Origin of the sequence: Nakamurella sp. UYEF19, assembly GCF_040546275.1 — a bacterium.
Taxonomy (GTDB): domain Bacteria; phylum Actinomycetota; class Actinomycetes; order Mycobacteriales; family Nakamurellaceae; genus Nakamurella.
This window is the reverse complement of the sequence record NZ_JBEPNO010000018.1, coordinates 1-17,206: the sequence shown is the minus strand read 5'-3', so window position 1 is coordinate 17,206 and position 17,206 is coordinate 1. Positions and strand designations below refer to the sequence as shown.

General features: G+C 68.1%; 10 protein-coding genes. 5 read left to right on the top strand and 5 right to left on the bottom strand.

All coding sequences use genetic code 11. From position 1 onward, the window contains the following. The first annotated feature begins 340 nt into the window (after positions 1–340). A complete protein-coding gene (locus ABIB25_RS20550; protein WP_502919873.1) occupies positions 341–1,825 on the top strand; it encodes a CCA tRNA nucleotidyltransferase in 1,485 nt (494 codons plus the stop codon). Here ABIB25_RS20550 and ABIB25_RS20545 read toward each other — a convergent pair. Beyond that, on the bottom strand, positions 1,806–2,771 hold the full coding sequence (locus tag ABIB25_RS20545) for a diguanylate cyclase domain-containing protein (RefSeq protein ID WP_354530388.1): 966 nt from the start codon (positions 2,769–2,771) through the stop codon (positions 1,806–1,808). The two genes, ABIB25_RS20550 and ABIB25_RS20545, sit on opposite strands and share 20 nt — an antisense overlap. A gap of 540 nt (positions 2,772–3,311) precedes the next feature. On the opposite strand from ABIB25_RS20545, the gene ABIB25_RS20540 reads away from it, so the two are divergent. Both ABIB25_RS20540 and ABIB25_RS20535 read left to right on the top strand, forming a co-directional pair. Beyond that, positions 3,312–5,687, top strand: coding sequence for a putative bifunctional diguanylate cyclase/phosphodiesterase (locus tag ABIB25_RS20540; RefSeq protein WP_354530387.1), 2,376 nt, complete (start codon positions 3,312–3,314; stop codon positions 5,685–5,687). A gap of 154 nt (positions 5,688–5,841) precedes the next feature. Further along, positions 5,842–8,076: a diguanylate cyclase domain-containing protein gene (locus ABIB25_RS20535; protein ID WP_354530386.1), complete on the top strand. Its 2,235-nt coding sequence runs from the start codon at positions 5,842–5,844 to the stop codon at positions 8,074–8,076. A gap of 43 nt (positions 8,077–8,119) precedes the next feature. Here ABIB25_RS20535 and ABIB25_RS20530 read toward each other — a convergent pair whose 3' ends face one another. The 3 genes from ABIB25_RS20530 to ABIB25_RS20520 form a co-directional block, all read right to left on the bottom strand. Beyond that, positions 8,120–10,774 (bottom strand): glycosyl hydrolase family 95 catalytic domain-containing protein, encoded by a 2,655-nt coding sequence (locus ABIB25_RS20530; RefSeq protein ID WP_354530385.1) that lies wholly within the window; start codon positions 10,772–10,774, stop codon positions 8,120–8,122. Further along, the gene (locus ABIB25_RS20525) at positions 10,735–11,349 is read right to left on the bottom strand and encodes a glycoside hydrolase N-terminal domain-containing protein (protein WP_354530384.1); all 615 of its coding nucleotides are present in this window, start codon (positions 11,347–11,349) and stop codon (positions 10,735–10,737) included. The genes ABIB25_RS20530 and ABIB25_RS20525 overlap by 40 nt, the downstream gene beginning before the upstream one ends. A gap of 180 nt (positions 11,350–11,529) precedes the next feature. Beyond that, entirely contained in the window at positions 11,530–12,282 is a 753-nt protein-coding gene (locus ABIB25_RS20520) for a class I SAM-dependent methyltransferase (RefSeq protein WP_354530383.1), read from the bottom strand. Positions 12,283–12,443: 161 nt separating this feature from the next. Here ABIB25_RS20520 and ABIB25_RS20515 point away from each other — a divergent pair, with 161 nt between their 5' ends. Continuing rightward, the gene (locus ABIB25_RS20515; protein ID WP_354530382.1) at positions 12,444–14,369 is read left to right on the top strand and encodes a DUF222 domain-containing protein; all 1,926 of its coding nucleotides are present in this window, start codon (positions 12,444–12,446) and stop codon (positions 14,367–14,369) included. A 239-nt stretch (positions 14,370–14,608) separates the two neighbouring features. Beyond that, positions 14,609–15,463 (top strand): hypothetical protein, encoded by an 855-nt coding sequence (locus ABIB25_RS20510; protein WP_354530381.1) that lies wholly within the window; start codon positions 14,609–14,611, stop codon positions 15,461–15,463. A gap of 126 nt (positions 15,464–15,589) precedes the next feature. Here the strand turns inward: ABIB25_RS20510 and ABIB25_RS20505 are convergent, their stop codons facing one another. Beyond that, positions 15,590–17,077, bottom strand: coding sequence for an MFS transporter (locus tag ABIB25_RS20505; RefSeq protein WP_354530380.1), 1,488 nt, complete (start codon positions 17,075–17,077; stop codon positions 15,590–15,592). Positions 17,078–17,206: the final 129 nt, after the last annotated feature.

The window sequence follows — 17,206 nt, the reverse complement described above, 5'->3', positions numbered from 1 at the left end:
ATCTCCCAGAGTTGCTGAATTGTCGTTGCTGAATCCTTGGCGGTGAGGGTCATTCGGAGACTAGACGGATCCTTGACCTCGTGGACAGGGCCGGCCCCGTGAATGACGCACGGTGTGGGGTGAACGGACGACAGCACAGCACCTTTGTCCGGTTTGCCTGGTGTTTACCTGGCGCAAGGCCATTCGATGACGATCGCATCGTGCGATCGTCATCCGCGCGCGGATACCTCGGCGCATCGAAGGCAGCCCCGTAGACTGGCATGTTGTGTCCACCTCCGACCAGTCTGTGCCCGGCGAGAACGACCCCGACGAACCGTCCGACCCGGGTGCCCTTTCGGCCCTGCAGCGCTCGGCGGTCACCGAGCTGCTCGAGGTCTTCCCGATCGTCGACGAACTGGGACGCCGGTTCGCCAGGGCCGGCCACGAGTTGCACCTGGTCGGGGGCACCGTCCGCGATGCCCTGCTGGGGCGGATTCAGGACGACCTCGACTTCACCACCGACGCCCGTCCGGAGCAGATCCTGGCGCTGGTCGACGGTTGGGCGGAGTCGGTCTGGGAGACGGGGATCGCCTTCGGCACGGTGGGGGTGGCCAAGCGGGAGCTGCGGCTGGAGATCACCACCTTCCGCACCGACCTGTACGACGGCGACTCCCGCAATCCGGTCGTCTCCTTCGGCGACACCCTGGAGGGCGACCTGCTGCGCCGGGACTTCGCCGTCAACGCGATGGCCGTCTCGCTGCCGGACCACCGCTTCACCGATCCGTTCGGCGGCCTGACCCAGCTCGCCGCAGGGGTTCTCGACACTCCCGGCACGCCGGAGCACTCGTTCCACGACGACCCGTTGCGGATGCTCCGAGCGGCCCGGTTCGCCGCCCAGCTGTCCTTCACGCCGGCGACGCGCGTGGTGACCGCGATGACGGCGATGGCCGACGAGATCACCCGGATCACCGTCGAGCGGGTCGCCGCGGAGATGTCCAAGCTGTTGCTGGCCGACCATCCGCGGGCCGGGCTGAGCCTGTTGACCACCACCGGACTGGCCGCCCATGTGCTGCCGGAGCTGCCCGCGCTGATCCTCGAGCGCGACGAACACCACCAGCACAAGGATGTCTACGAGCACTCGCTCACCGTGCTGGAGCAGGCCATCGCGCTGGAGGAGGACGGCCCCGACCTGACGCTCCGGATGGCCGCCCTGCTGCACGACATCGGCAAGCCGGCCACCCGCCGTTTCACCGACGGCGGCGGCGTGAGCTTCCACCACCACGAGGTCGTCGGCAAGAAGCTCGTCCGCAAGCGGATGCGAGAGCTCAAGTACCCCAAGCAGTTGACCGAGGACGTCGCCGAGCTGACGTTCCTGCACCTGCGGTTCCACGGGTACGGCGACGGCACGTGGACGGATTCGGCCGTTCGTCGTTACGTCACCGATGCCGGTCCGCTGCTCGACCGGCTCAACAAGCTGGTCAGGGCCGACTGCACCACCCGCAACCGCCGTCGTCAGCTGGCGTTGCAGCGCTCGTACGACGACCTGGAGACGCGGATCGCGGCGATCGGGGCCGCCGAGAACCTGGCAAGGGTCCGTCCCGACCTCGATGGCAACGCGATCATGGTGCTGCTCGGCGTCGGGCCGGGACCGGTCGTCGGGAAGGCGTGGGCGTTCCTGAAGGAATTGCGGCTGGAGCACGGTCCGCTCGAACGCGAGGTAGCGGAGGCGGCGTTGCTGGCCTGGGCCGCCGAGCAGGGTCTGGTCCCGGCCGAGCCGGGGCGGGCTGCCGCCGAACCGGTTGCCGACGAGCCGGCCGACCCGGCCGCTAGCGAACCGGCCGGCTGACCCGGGACTTGCGTTCGTACATCGCGTGATCGGCACGGTGCAGCAGCGCCGAGGCGTCCTCGCCCGGCTCGCTGATGGTGATGCCGACGCTCACCGAGATGATCAACAGGTGGTCTCCCCAGGCGATCGGCTCCTCGACGCAGCGCGCTCCGACCGCGAGCAGCCGGCTCTCGTCCGCGATTCGGCGTTCCCTCATCGGGTCCGCGTGCCGACCGTAGGAGTCGACGGAGGTGCCGACGGGGTGACTCAGGACGAACTCGTCACCGGACAGGCGCCCGACCGCACATCCCGGCGGGGCGTGTTGCTCCAGCCGCTGCGACAGGGTGGACAGCACGTGGTCGCCGGCCGCGTGGCCGTGTGTGTCGTTGACGGACTTGAAGTTGTCGATGTCGAGGAACGCGAGCATGACGGCCCGTCCCGAGTCGATCCAGTGCTCCACCTCGGCCAGCAGTGCTCCTCGTCGGCGGAGGCCGGTCAGCTCGTCGTGCTCGGCCCGGTGTCGCCAGCGATGGGCGTCGGACAGCACCGGGTTGACCAGGTCGATACAGGCCAGGAAGCACCGGTACCCGTCGATGACGGCGATGCCCACGTGCATCCAGCACGTCATCTCCTGGCCGTCCGCGACGATCAGTCGCCGGAGCGAGCTGGCCGGTCTGGCCTCGTGCGTCGATGCCGTGCCGATGGCTCGCGCGGTGTCCAGCGCGGACAGCCGGTCGGCCAGCGGGATGAAGTCCTTGACCGGGCGTCCGGCGATCTCGTCGGGCGACAGCCTGAAGACGGCGGCGCACTCCTCGTTGGCTGCGATGACGACGTAGTCGAGGGTGTGGGCGACGGCAGCCATCGGAATTGCCTGGAGCGTCGATCTGACGGCCTCGAACTCGAGCTGCGTCGGACGATGTTGATCCGGGCCGCTCCATTGCGCAGGCACACCGGGGATTTTCGTCACGTCAATGAACATAATATGGACCGGTAGCGTGAGTCTGTCCTCCATCGAGTGAAAGCAGGTATTGCAGAGGGTGATATCTGACGGCGCCTCGCCCGGTTGCGTGCTGTTCGGCGCAGTGATCGTGGCTCGGACGGCGTCGAGTCGGCGGCTGTCCGGGTCAGGGCATCGCCTCACCTGGTGCCCGGACGCTCCGAGCCGCACGGCGGGACACCCGCTCGTGGGTGGGGTCCTCCGAGACTCGTTGGGTGCGTTCCGGAGGGCGGAGATGCCGGGAATGGATCACCGGAGGTGACGGCTGGTGGTTCTTTTTCCGATGATTCACCCCATGGCCCGGAAATCATCCGAACCCGCTCGTTCGGTGACGCACGGTACAACGGGGTCGGATGGTGAAAACGTTGTCCCGACAGTGGATTTGCTACCCGCTACTACATCGGGTGAAAACGGCACCGGTCGAACTGGATAGCCGTCTCTGCAGCTTGCTGCCGCGAACTAGCCTTTGCTGCAGCAATATCGACAGCCGTGCCCAGAGGGGAACCCGAGGTGACTCTGACCAGATACACAGCGTGGAAGTGGGTGCTCGGGCTCGGGGTCTGCGTGATCGCTGCCTACTTCGTGGTGCCGGGAGACGCAGCGAAGGATTTGACCTACAACGCTGTCGGACTCTTCGCCGCGATACTGATCGTCGTCGGCGTCCGCCTGCACCGGCCGTCGTCGGCCGGTGGCTGGTACCTGGTGGCCGGTGCGACCGGGTGCTTCGTCCTGGGCGACGTGGTGCTGAACGTCTACGACCTGCTGGACGACGCGGCGCCACCGTCTCCGTCGGTAGCCGACATCCTCTACCTGGCCGGATACCCGCTGCTGTTCGCCGGGATCTTCCGCGTCACCCGGTCCTCGGGGTCCCGGGGGAGCCGCGACAGCTGGACCGACGCCGCAGCGGTCTGCGTCGGGACCATCGGTCTGGTCTGGCACTTCCTGATGGGTCCGGTACTGGTGGATCCGGTGACGGGACTGCGGACGACCGGCTTCGATCTGGGCAAACTCGTCACGATGACCTATCCGGTGCTGGACGTCGGTGTGTTGTCGGTCGTCTCCGGGACCATCCTGTGGGGCCGGACCCGCCGCACCGCGGACCAACTACTGGTGGTCGCCGTCTTTGCCATGCTGGTCGCCGACTTCTCCTTCGATCTGCTGTCGATCCGCGGTACTTTCGATGCCGCCGGTCCGGTGAACATCGGTTTTCTCCTCAACTACGTGCTGCTGGCCGCCGCGGCCCTTCACCCATCGATCGGTCGCGTCGTCGACGTGCCCGGGACGCGGGCCCGACGCCGGATCTACTGGCTCCCGCTGGCGGCCGGTATCGCGCTGTTGTCTCCGTTGATCCTGCTGCTCGACGGGTTCTCCGAGCTGCCCTTCGACCGCCCGATCCTCTCGGCCACGTCGGTGATCGTGTTCAGCCTGATCGCGTTGCGGGTCTGGCGACTGTTCGCGCAGGTCAGAGGGCAGAACGAACTGCTCCACCAGCAGAGCGAGTCGCTGCGTTGGGCGCTCACCGCCCAGCGCATGCTCGAGGACGACCTGCGCCACCAGGCGTCGCACGACGGATTGACCGGGTTGGCCAACCGTGGCCAGCTGCGCGAGCGCATCGACCAGGCGCTGGCCCGCGCTCCGTCAGACCGATTCGTGGCGCTGTGCTTCTGCGATCTCGACGAGTTCAAGGCGATCAACGAGGGCATGGGCCACGAGATCGGCGACGACCTGCTGACGGTGGTCGCCAAACGCCTCAACTCGATCATCCGGGGCACGGCCATCGTCGCCCGGCTCGGCGGGGACGAGTTCGCGGTCCTTCTCGACGACGCCGAGCGTCCCGAGGATGCGGTCGCGGTCGCGGAGCGGATCGTCTCCGTCGTCCGGCAGCCGTTCCGGCTGGCGGATCGGTCGATCACCCTGTCCTGCAGCGTGGGCGTGGCGGTGGCCGGTCCCGGCACCACCACGCAGGCGCTGTTGAGCGAGGCCGATGCAGCGATGTACGAGGCCAAGTCGGCGGGCAAGGACCGGATGGTGTTCTTCGAAGTCGCCATGCGCTCCCGGCTCCTGGAGAAGACGGCTCTGCTCAACTGCTTCCCGGGCTCGCTCGAGCGTTCCGAGTTCTTCCTCGAGTACCAACCCCAGTTCCGGCTGTCCGATCAGGCGCTGGAGGGATTCGAGGCCCTGATCGGCTGGCGCCACCCGACTCTGGGCATGATCGGTCCCGACAGGTTCATCCCACTTGCCGAGGAGTCCCGCTTCATCCTCCCGCTGGGCCGATGGATTCTGATGGCAGCCTGCCGGGAGGCCGCGAAGTGGCCGTCGAGGGCGGGCAGGCCGCTCGACGTCGCGGTCAACCTGTCCAGTTGGCAGTTGCAGGATCCGGGCTTCCTCGACATGGTGCGCGGTGCCCTGCGGAGCAGCGGGCTGGCCGCGCGGAGTCTCGTCCTGGAGATCACCGAGAGCGTCCTGATGGACGACCCGGCCGGCATCGCCGAGCTGCTGCGGGAGGTCAGGCGCCTCGGCGTCCGGGTCGCCATCGACGACTTCGGCACCGGGTTCTCCTCGCTCAGCTACCTGCGTCAGCTGCCGGTGGACATCCTGAAGATCGACAAGTCCTTCATCGATCCCTTGAACGATCCGGAAAGCGAGGGCGACGCCTTCGTCGCCACCATCGTCCGGCTGGCCACCGACCTGCGGCTGAGCACGGTCGCCGAGGGCATCGAGCACCCGATCCAGCTGGACGCGCTGGTGCGGCTGGGCTGTCGGAGCGGGCAGGGCTACCTGGTCTCGCCGTCGCTGGGCCCGGTGGCCGCTCAGAATTTCATCGAGGACCACCGCAACAGGAACGATCGGCGGCCTTCGGTCGTGGAACTGGTGCGCAACGTCTGATCCGTTGCTCCCTGGTCGACTCTTGCGCAGGTGGCCCCGCCCGGCGGACAGTTCAGCCTGGGTCGGATCGTGCGCTGTGGTTCGAGTGCTCTGGTTCGAGTGCTCTGGTTCGAGTGCTCTGGATCGAGTGCAGCGGATCGAAAGGAGGGTGGGCGTGATCGTGCGAGAGGCGACGTCCGTCGCCGGACTCCCGCCCGGCGATCCGGCAACCGAGCGGTCGCGGATCGAGGCACTACTGGACCTGGGCATCCTGGACACTCCGCCGGAGCAGGCCTTCGACGACCTGGCCGCCTTGGCCGCCCGCCTCTGCGCGGCGCCGATGGCCGTCGTGAGCCTGATCGATGCCGACCGGGCCTGGTTCAAGGCGCGGGTGGGCGTCGCGGACGAGCAGGTCGACCGCGGGACGTCGCTGTGTCACCACGTGGTGCAGCAGACCGGCATCCTGATGGTGCCGGACACCCTGCGGGACAATCGTTTCGCCGAGAATCCGCTGGTGACCGATGCCCCCGGGATCCGGTGCTACGCCGGCGCTCCCCTGGTCACTTCGGATGGACATGTGATGGGCGCCCTCTGCGTGATGGACACCGTACCCAGGGTGCTCGGCGAGGCGGCGCTGGCTGACCTCGCGCTGGTCGCCCGTCAGGTGGTGAGCCAGCTCGAACTACGCCGTCAGACTGCCGTCCTGACGTCCGAGATCGCAGCAAAGGCGTTGGTGGAGAGCGAGTTGCGACAGAACCGCTACCTACTGGACGAAGTACTGGCCCACACCGACGTACTGGTCTTCGCCAAGGATCTGGAGGGCCGGTACCTGTTCGCCAACGCTGCCGTGGACCGGGCCGTCGGGCAGGGGACCGGTGCGATCATCGGGCGGGTCGAGGCGGAGATCTCGTCGCCCCGCCGGGCACGGCGGCCGCAACCCGCGGACTCCGAAGCGGTGGAGATCGATTCTTTGACGACCTTCACCGAGGAGTGGATCTTTCCGGGCGGGAACGTCCGCACCTACCAATCGACCAAGTTCCCGCTCGTCGACGAGCACGGCCTGACGTATGCCATCGCCGGTGTCTCTACCGATGTCACCGAGTTGACGGCCGTCCGAGCCGAGTTGCAGGAGTCCGCCCGGCGGTTCCGGTCCCTGTTCGAACGCAGCCCGGTCGGCATCGGGTTGTCGGACGAGAGCGGTCGGTGGATCCAGGTCAACGACGCCTTCGGACGGCTGATGGGAGTGGAACCCGACGCGCTGGTGGGGCGGTCGGCCCTGGACTTCGCCCATCCCGACGATTTCGACCTCATCTCCGGGTCGGAATCCGGGCAGATGACCAGCCCGGATCACGTCATGCGGGCCGAGATGCGCTTCTTCTGGCCGGACGGGAGCATCAGGTACGCCTGGGTGAACATCACCCCGGCGGTCGGTCCGAACGGTGAGCCCTGGACGCTCGCGATCTCCCAGGACATCACTGATCGGAAGGAGGCGGAGAACGCGCTGCGCCGCTCCGAGGAGGAGTTGGCCGCTATCGCTGCTGTCGCCCGATGCGTGCAGTCCGGGACCGACCCACGTCCGGTGGTCGTCGCCTCGGTCCGATCGCTGTCCGGGGCCCAGGAGGTGCGGCTGCTCGAACCCGGCGGCCAGGGTCTGCTGGCCGTGACGGCGGCTGACGGCCTGACCGACGACGCTGTCCCACCGGCCGGATCGACACCGGACCTGGTGCGCCACACCGGTCGTCCCGTGATGGTGCCGTCGACACAGGATGCGCCGGTGAGCGTGCTCTGGGAACCGGTGCTCGTCGAGGGCGAGGTGATCGCCGTGCTGCAGGTGACGTGGCCGCATCCGGTCTCGACTACGCAGGATCCGTCGGTCGACGCCGTGCGGGTACTCGCCGTGGAGGCCGGCGCATCGCTGCATGCGGCCCAGTTGCGGTCCGAGCTGGAGAAGTCCGCGACAACTGATCCGCTCACCGGCGCGCTCAACCGACGGGCGTGGGAGACGAGCCTGCTCCGGTTGATGGAGCGGTCGAAGCAGGAGTCGGTGCCGCTGACCATTGCGCTGATCGACCTCGACAACTTCAAGGCCTACAACGACAGTTTCGGCCACGCGGCCGGTGACCAGCTGCTGTGCCAATTCGCCGTCGACGTCCGCGCTGCGCTGGACGAGGACGACCTGTTCGCGCGCTGGGGCGGAGAGGAGTTCATCCTGGCGCTCGCCGGCGATGACGGGCAGCGCATCGGGGGCGTGCTCCAGCACATCCGCGCCGTGGTACCCGGGACTCAGACCTGCTCGATCGGCTACGCCGTCTGGCAACCCGACGAACCGGCCGCCGCCTGCGTCGGGCGTGCGGACGTCGCCCTCTACGCCGCGAAACGCGAGGGCCGGGACCGGGTGGTGGCGGCCTGACGGGGCAGGACTGGTCACCGACCTGGCCGCACACCGACGCCGCTCAGCCGCGCTGCGGCTTCACCGAGACGACCGTGCCGTTGACGCGGACCGTGACCGCGTCCCGGTTCCTGGCCCGATCGGCGACGATCGAGTACTCGGTGACCCGCCCGTTGCGCCACCGGCAGCTGACCCGATAGCCACCCCTGGCCCGCAGACCGCTGAAGGAACCGAAACGCTGCCAGGCCGCCGGGATGGCTGGGAGCAGCGAGATCTCGCCGGCGTGACTCTGCAGCAGCATCTCGGTGACCGCACCCGAGATGCCGAGGTTGCCATCCAACTGGAACGGTGGATGGTTGGCGAAGAGGTTGGGCAGCGTGTTGTAGGTCAGCAGCCCGCGGATCATGATCACCGCCCGCTCGGCGTCGCCCAGCCGCGCGAAGAGCGCGCACCGCCACGGCCAGGTCCAGGACCGCCGGCTGTCGCCGGAGACGGTGCCCGCGGTGAACGGCTCGCCCTCCTTCTCGCCACAGCGCGCCTTGAGCGACACCAGAGCAGCAGCTGCCAACGCCGCATCCTTGCCCGGGGTGATCTGCCGTCCCGGATACACCGCGAACAGGTGCGAGGTGTGCCGATGGATGTCGGCCGGATCGTCGCGGTCGGTCTGCCACTCCTGCAGCTGACCCCAGGCCCCGATCTTGTTGGGCGCCAGACGCTTCTGCAGGTCCGCGACCACGGTGCGGTACTTCTTGTCCACCTTCAGGGTGGTCGAGGCGTCGAGGCAGTTCTGGAACAGGTCCCAGATGATCTGCTGGTCGTACATCACCCCGTTCTCGCGCGGCCCGTGTTCCGGCGACCAGCCGTCGGGGGCGACGAGATGCCCGTTCGCGTCCTCGATCAACCGGTCCTCCCAGAACTGGCAGATCTCCTTGATCAACGGATACGCCTGGGTGCGCAGGTAGTCGACGTCCTGGGTGAAAGCGAAGTGCTCCCAGAGGTGCTGCGCATACCAGGCGCTCGCGACGGTGTTCCACTCCCAGGAGTTGCCGCCGAAGATGCTCTGACTCGTCCTGGCCGTCCAGCCGCGGGTGTCCGGCCCGAAGGCATTGCGGGTGGCCACCCGGCTCGGGATGGCGACCTGTTCGATGAAGTTCGCCAGCGCCTCATGGGAGCCCGGCAGGTCGGTGCTCTCGGCGCCCCAGTAGTTCATCTGGACGTTGATGTTGGTGTGGTAGTCGGAGGCCCAGGCCGGCTGGTCCTGCTCGTTCCACAGCCCCTGGAGGTTGGCCGGCAACCCGTCGGGCCGGGACGAGCTGGCCAACAGGTAGCGGCTGTAGGCGAACAGCGCCTGCTCCAGTGATGGATCGGCCTCGCCTCCGGAGTACCGGGTCAGGCGCGCAGGTGTCGACATCGCCTGCACCGCAGGGTCCGTCCGTCCCCAGTCGACCTGGACGCGCTGCATCAGCGAGGAGAACGCGCGCGTGTGTTCCCGCTTGAGCGCGTCGAAACTCCGCCGCGAGGCCGTCGCCGTCGCCGCGGCCACCACCGGTGCCGGGTCCGAGCCCCGCCAACCGGCCGCCGCGTCCATCGCGTAGTTCGTCCGGGCGTCGACGACGAGGGTCAGCGTGGTGCACTGCTGGAAGTCGATGCTCGTGCCGTCGGCAGCGAGGGTGCCGCCGCCCGCCAGTACGCGGACTGCGCAGGCGTGTTTCAGGCCGTTGCCCATCTCGCCGGCGAAAGCGATGGTCCGTCCGTCCGAGGAGACGGTGGTCGGTGCGCCCTGGCCGGAAGCGAGAGAAATGCTGCCGGACAACGCTTTTCCGACATCCGCGGTGTAGCGGAAGATCATCACGTCGGCTTCGCGGGAGGCGAAGGCCTCGCGGAGGAATCGCCGGTTCCCGGAGACGAACCGGGTCTGGTGGACGCCGGTGGTCAGGTCGAGTGCACGTTGGTAGTCGACGACAACGTCCGCTGCGCTGCCTTCCAGACCCGACCCCACCAGCGCCACCTCGGACACGTCCAGCTGACGGGCGCCGCGCGGCACCTGCAGCAGGAGTCGGTACCGGTTGTACGCGGTGCGATCGGTGACCGAGAGGGTCAGCGTCTGACCGGGACCCGCGAACGGCCGACCAACGGCCCGCTCCGACAGCGTCACCCAGGTGGATCCGTCCGTGGAGCCGGCCAGCGTCCAGCCGACGGGATCGACCCGGGATCTGTTGGTGCCATTGGTGAGTCGCACTGCCGACAGTGCTGCCGACTTGCTGAGGTTGGCCTGCCAGACGACGGGGTTCGCGTCCTGGACCAGGGCAGTCCAGACCGTTCCGGTTGAACCGTCGACGGACCGGGAGAGATCGGTTGCGGCCGATCGACCGTCACCGTGGCCGCTCGGCGAGCTGACGTACACCGTCGTCGCACCGGCGAAGTCGACGCCGTCCAAGGCGATCTCGGCGACCTGGAAGTGGCTGACCCCGGCTGCCGGAACGAAGGTGAACCGGTACCACCGGTAGGCGGTGGTGTTCGTCAGGGTGAAGCGCTTCGTCTGACCGCGGGTCTCGAACGGGGCTGGCAGCGTGCGCTCGTCGACGGTGGTCCAGCTGCGGCCATCGGTCGACCCGGCGAGCACCCACTCACGGGGGTCCCGCTCGGGAACATCATTGGCGCTGGTGAGTGCGAAGCCCTTCACCGCAACGGGTGTCGGCAGCTCGACCTGCCAGAGCACCGCGACCGGCGGGTCGATGACGCACCACTTCGTGCCGCCTGGCCGTCCGTGCTGGCGCGGACCGTCTCGTTCGACGACGTGTCGTACGGGCCGCCCGGCGCGCTCAACACCGGGCCGCCGGCACCGAAGGTCAGCGTCAGGTTGCCGAAGTTCCGGAAGGAGCCGAAGCCCAGCATGCCGGTGTCGTATGCGCCGTCCGGTTGGCCGGCCAGCGCGTTGTCGTAGTTGTTGACGCCGCCCCAGAGGCTCTGCTCGTTGAGGTGGATGCGTTCGGTGTCCGGACCGCCGAACATCATGGCGCCGAGTCGGCCGTTGCCCAGCGGGAGTGCCTCGTTCTCCCACGACGTGGCGGGGCTCGTGTACCGGAGTGCGGTGGATGAGAGGGTCGGCCATGTCCGGGGCGCACCCGCCGCAGCACCGGCGAGCTCCGGCGCACCCGCTGCCGCGGTCCCGCGGCCCAGCAGGGTCGCGACCACCGGCGAGAGCGCGACCAGGCCGCCCGCCTTGAGCACGGTACGACGATCCGGTCCTGAGGTTCCGTTGGAACGCACCACGAGTACGGCCTCCTGATTCATCGGAGTTCTCGAGGCGGTACCGCACGAACCTGCGCGTCATTGCGCCTTCGGGCTCGAGCATGGCCGACGAGTCATCCGATGTCTAGGGCAAAGCGATACTGGCAAAAGACGGGCCGGCAGAAACACCGGCGCGACGGGATGAATTGAGGCACCGGCCGGAGTCCGTCCAGCCGCGGTAGGTCAGGCTCGACTGCCCGCGGGGCGACGACCGCTGAGCAGCAGGAACAACGGAACGCGTCGACGTCTGATGTACTCGTCGGTGTCACCTTCGAAGTGGGCTGGATCCGGCGCACACTCCCGCAGTGAGGTCACGGTCATGCCAGCTCCTGTCATGGCCGCGACGTAGTTCTCCACCGTTCGGTGGTGCCAGGTGACCTGCGCGCCCATCCAGTCTCGAAGGCGCGGTCCCGGGTTGAAGTAGTCGTCGACGGTCCAGGTGGTGCGGGGGCCTGCGGTGCGATTGTCGTAGCTGGTGATGACCGGATGCACGACGGTCATGATGAGGCGTCCACCGGGCGCGAGCGCTCGAACGCAGGTGGCGAGCACGCGGTCGAGATCGGCGACATAGTGCAGCGAGAGTCGAGCGGTCACCAGGTCCGCCGAACGAGCTGGGGGTGAGAAGTCTTGGATATCAGCAAGATCCGCTCTTCCGGTCGTGCCGACGAGGGTTCTTGTGGCCTGCTCGACCATGTGGTGCGAGTTGTCGACGCCGAAGTAGCTGCGCGCTCCTGCCGCCAGCAACAGCCTTCCGAATGCACCGTCGCCACATCCGAGGTCGAGAATCCGCAATCCAGCTGGGTCACCCACCTCGGTCAAGAATGCAGGCTCTTCCATGACGTGGTTCGGGCTGAGTCGCGTGTGCTCGCGATGGGCGAGGTACCGGTCGTGGACGCCGGGGGCGTCGTAGAACGACTCGCGCTCAGAGGAAGGCACCAGGCGAGCCTATCTGCGACGTCTTTTCGTCGCGGAGCACAGGATCGGCTCGCGGCAGCCGTAGTCCGGATGAACTGGATCCAGGCACCTACCCGCTACACCCGTTCGTATCGGGTTGCTGACTTGGAGTGACTGTCGGTGGTCCGGTCTAGGGTTTTGGTATGGGGACAGCCACCGATGTGCAGGCCGAGCGGGCGGCTGCGTTGGTTGATGAGTTGTCCTGCCAGCAGCGGGTTCTGGCCTGTGCGCAGGCGCGGCAGGCGGAGTTGATGGTGCAGTTCGCCGCGTTGCGCCACGATGTGGACGTCCGGCGGATCGCCGACCGCACCGGGGTGGGGATCTCGGCGCGGTACGAGCCGGGCGAGTTCGCGGCGACGGAGATCGGGCTGGCGGTGAAGGTCACCAAGTTTTCGGTGCAGCGGACGATGGGGATCACCCGGCGGCTGCAGGAGGAGGCGCCGCGGGTGTGGGATGCGTGGCTGGCCGGGGATGTGGACCTGCGCCGGGCGGGCAAGATCAGCAGTGCGTTGCTGCGGCTGACCCGGGACTCCTCGAAACGGTTGTTGAATTTGTTGGTGGTGCCGGTGGCGACGTGCAAGACCGCGGAGCTGCTGGGTCGCTGGTTGAACGAGTTCGTCGCGAAGGTCGAACCGGATCAGACGAACGAGCGGTTGCGGCGGTCTTTCGCCGACCGGTATGTCTCGGTCCGGCCCGATGTCGATGGGATCTCGTTTTTGTCGGCGGCGATCTCGGCGGTCGATGCCGATGCGGTGGATCAGGTGTTGAACGCGGTGGCGGGGTTGGTGGAGCCGGGTGATCGGCGGACCTGGGCGCAGCGCCGCGCCGATGTGCTGGTCGATCTGGTGTTGGGTCGGGTCAGCAACGGCTGCCACGTCGCCTGGGAAGACGACGAATTTGTCGAAGACGACGCGGTCGACGAGAACGCCGCCGAAGTCGACGACCCCGAGCGGGCCGAGCGGGCCGAGGACGCCGAGCAGGCCGGGCAAGCCGAGCGGGCCGAGCAGGCCGAGCGGGCCGAACACGCCGAGGACGCCGAGCAGGCCGGGCAGGCCGAGGACGCAGTCGACGAGCGCAGCGACGGCCCGGACGCCGGCAAGGTCCCCGACGACGCTGCGCCTGAAGGTGCCGACCTCGAAGACACGACCGCGCAGGACGTTGCTGTCCAGGACGAGTGGGACCTGCCGCCGTCGGCGTTCCGCCCCGACCCCCGCACCCAACCCACCACATACCCCGCCGACCCCGCGCCACCCGGCACCGGTCCAGGCGGCCCGGCAACCCAGCCGCGGGACCCCGAACGCCCCGGCCGGCCCGTCATCACCCCCTGCCCCCAACCGCACCCCGCGCGGCCGCTACCGGTCACCATCGGCGTCATCATCACCGTCCAATCGCTGTTCGGCTACACCGACACCCCCGGCCAACTCGCCGACCGCTCCGCCCTCATCCCCGCCGACACCATCCGCGACTACGCCCACCAACCCGGCACCCTGTTCTACCAACTGCTCACCGACCAGACCGGGAACCTCCTGGCCACCACCGAACTCGGCCGGTTCCCCTCCCGCACACTCGGCCACGCCCTCACCTTCCGCGACGGCACCTGCACCAACCCCATCTGCACCGTCCCCGGCCGACGCTGCGACCTGGACCACCTGCAACCCGCACCATCAGGACCGACCGCCGCCCACAACCTGGACAACAAATGCCGAGGCGACCACCGCGCCAAAACCCACGCCGGCCACCACAGCACCCGCACCACCCCGCACACCAACCAATGGACCACCCCCACCGGCCACACCTACACCACCCCCGACCCACCCCTGCCGGCAGAAAACTGGCCCGACCCGACACCCGAACCAAACCCGACACCACCAACCGGCCCGACACCCGAACCAGACCTGACATCCGAACCCGAGCCCGATTCCGGCCCGGCATTCACCATCGACCCGGAACCCGGGCCAGACCCCGGCGCCGGAACCGATTCGGTGACGCAGCCGAGACCGGAACCGGGTTCGGGTTCGGAACCGGAGCTGGACTCGGAACTGGGGTCAGCCAAGAGAACCGAGCAGTGACGCCCCACCCTCGTAGTCGGGGCACGGTCAGCCACCGCCCAGGTGCTGGGTGTGACAGTTCTGTCGATGCCACACGAATCGGTCCAGGATGGGCGGAACCAGCCGGAACGTCCTCCCGTCTGAAGGCGTGTCGGTCCCCGGGATGTTCCCCGATCCTGGCCACACAGCCCGACTGCTGATGCAGTAACCCGGACACGAACGACCCCCTGACAGTTCCATCGCACGGGAAGGACAGCACGGTGACCACACTCACCTATTCCTTCGGTGACTCCCAGACACCGACTGAGACCTACAGCAGTGCAGCTGATGTCGATGTGAACGGTGACGGTCACGTGGATGGGGTGTACCTGGATTTCGACGGCTCCGGGCACCATGATTCGATCGCCTGGGATTCTGACGGTGACGGGAAGGTGGACACGATCCTGGTGTCCTCGCATCACGACGGCGTCTACGACACCGCCTACTACGACCCGTCCGGCAACGGTCACTGGGACGCCGCAGAGCCGTTCGACGGGCCGCCCGCGGCCGAGGTGGAGCCGCCGGCCGACCACTCCGGTGCGTCCACCGTGACGCTGAGCCCGGACACTGCCGACCAGGTCCTCACCTACTCCTTCGGTGACAGCAGCACTCCGACCCACACCTATACGGGTGAAGCGCACGTCGATGTGAACGGGGACGGTCATCCGGACGGTCTGTACCTGGACTTCGACGGCTCCGGGCACCACGATTCGATCGCCTGGGACTCGAACGGTGACGGGAAGGTGGACACGATCCTGGTGTCCTCGCATCACGACGGCGTGTACGACACCGCCTATCACGACCCGTCAGGCGACGGTCATTGGAACGAGGCCGACGCCATCCACGGCGACGTCACGTCGGCCGGTGCCGGTGCCAGTGCGGCGACGCCGCCACCTGACCACGGCACGGATACACCGCCGCCGGCATCGGCCCCGGACACCCCTGACCTCGGGACCGACGACGGCAGTGGCGACTCGGACCACACGTGGGTGGTCGGCAGTGACGACGACCCCTTCGCCCACGTCGCGACGAGCGCTGACGAGCCGGCTCACCAGGACTTCCAGCACGGCTTCTGACTGACCGCCGCACGTTCATACAGGTGGCGTCCTGCTGCTGCAGGGGTCTACTGCGGCACAGTCCTTCTGCCGCAACGTTCTACTGCGGCACAGTTCTAGTCGTGCGTCGTCCCTACTGGTGCATCGTCACGAACGGTAGTGCGGATCGTTCAGGCTCGAAGGCGCAACCATGGAGATGCCGGCTTTCGCCTGTACCGCCCCGCGCCGGACGAGGGCTCGCATGCCCAGTCCGTAGCCGGCAGCGGCAATCAGGAACACCACGCTGACGAGCACGACCAGCAGGTAGCTGCGCCCGTTGAACGGCACGAGCGCGGCGCCGATCTCGAAACCGGCCACGTAGAAGACGTTGGTCAGGGTGTCGTACAACGCGAAGACGCGTCCAATGTGGGCGTCGTCGCAGTCGGACTGCACCACCGTGTCGGCGCAGATCTTCGACGACTGATAGGTGAACGAGAACACCAGCGCGGTGATCATCGTGCCGAGCTGGGTGAACTGCGTGCCGGCGATCACCACCACGAGGGCGGCAAAGGTCAGCAGGCAGACCAGATAACGTGTGCGGCCCACCCAGCGGACCATCGGCGCCGTCGCGATCGCACCGAGGAAGAGGCCGGCTCCGGCCACGCCGAGCACCTCGAGCACGCCGGACAGACCGGCCCGGAAGATCCCGTGATGCCGGGTGAAGTAGTGCTGGAACAGCAGCAGGACGACCAGCGTCGACATGCCGACGCAGCAGCGGACCACCATCACCATCAGGATGTTGACGCCGACGGTCCGCCTCTCGAGGGCGTGTTTGAATCCGGCGGCGAAGCCCTGCAGGATGGCTCGGATCGGCTGCGGCGGCTCGTCCGTCTCGTCGGGACCGAGGGCGGCGCGGGCGAACTTGCCCACCACGAACGCGGCGGCCAGGTAGAACAGCAGCACCGAGGCGGTGGCGATCGCCGTCGGCCCGTCACCCTTGCCGACCAACGACCGGATGCCGAGCGCGAATCCGGCGCCCAGCAGCGTCGCGATCGACCCGACGGTGGTGGCGAGCGAGTTCGCGCCGACCAGTGAATCCGTGGCCACCACGTGCGGTAACGACGCAGACAGACCCGAGCCGATGAACCTGCCCGACCCCGTCACCACCAGGGCGGCAAGGAACTGGACCCAGAGCGGGGTGCCGAACACCAGCAGAACACCGAGTACGGCGATCACGGCGCCGCGGGCCAGGTTGGCCCAGACCAATACCTGCCGGCGACTCCAGCGGTCGAGCAGCGCGCCGGCGAACGGACCCAGAATCGAGTAAGGCAGCAACAGCACCGCAAAGCCGGTGGCGATCTCGCCCGGGCTGGAACGCTGCGACGGGTCGAAGAGGATCGCGCCGGCCAGTGCGCCCTGGAACGCGCCGTCACCGAACGAGACCAGCAACCGCACCGCGACCAGGCGCCGGAGACCGGACAGGCCGAGCAGTCCCCGGAGTCCCCGAACCGACGGGGCCAGATGATGGACACCCTGGGGGGTCGCACCGAGATGCGGTTCCGGCCCGTGGGATCGCGTGCGCTGTGGCGGCGGACTCGTCGAGACCGACCCGGAGGCCCGCGAGGGTCCTGAGGGCGGGGTCGATGACGGGTTCACACCGCGAACGTTACGCAAGGAGGATGAGTACGGCAGGTCCGGTGGCGGAGTTCATCCGCCCGGGCGGATGAACTCCCCCCCCCCCCCGGGCGGGGACCCCGGTCGTCCACGGGTTGGTGCCCGGGGACC

Coding starts and splice junctions, on each gene's coding strand:
- ABIB25_RS20525 (WP_354530384.1), bottom strand. CDS start 11,349: ATGAATCAGGAGGCCGTACTCGTGGTGCGTTCCAACGGAACCTCAGGA.
- ABIB25_RS20515 (WP_354530382.1), top strand. CDS start 12,444: ATGGGGACAGCCACCGATGTGCAGGCCGAGCGGGCGGCTGCGTTGGTT.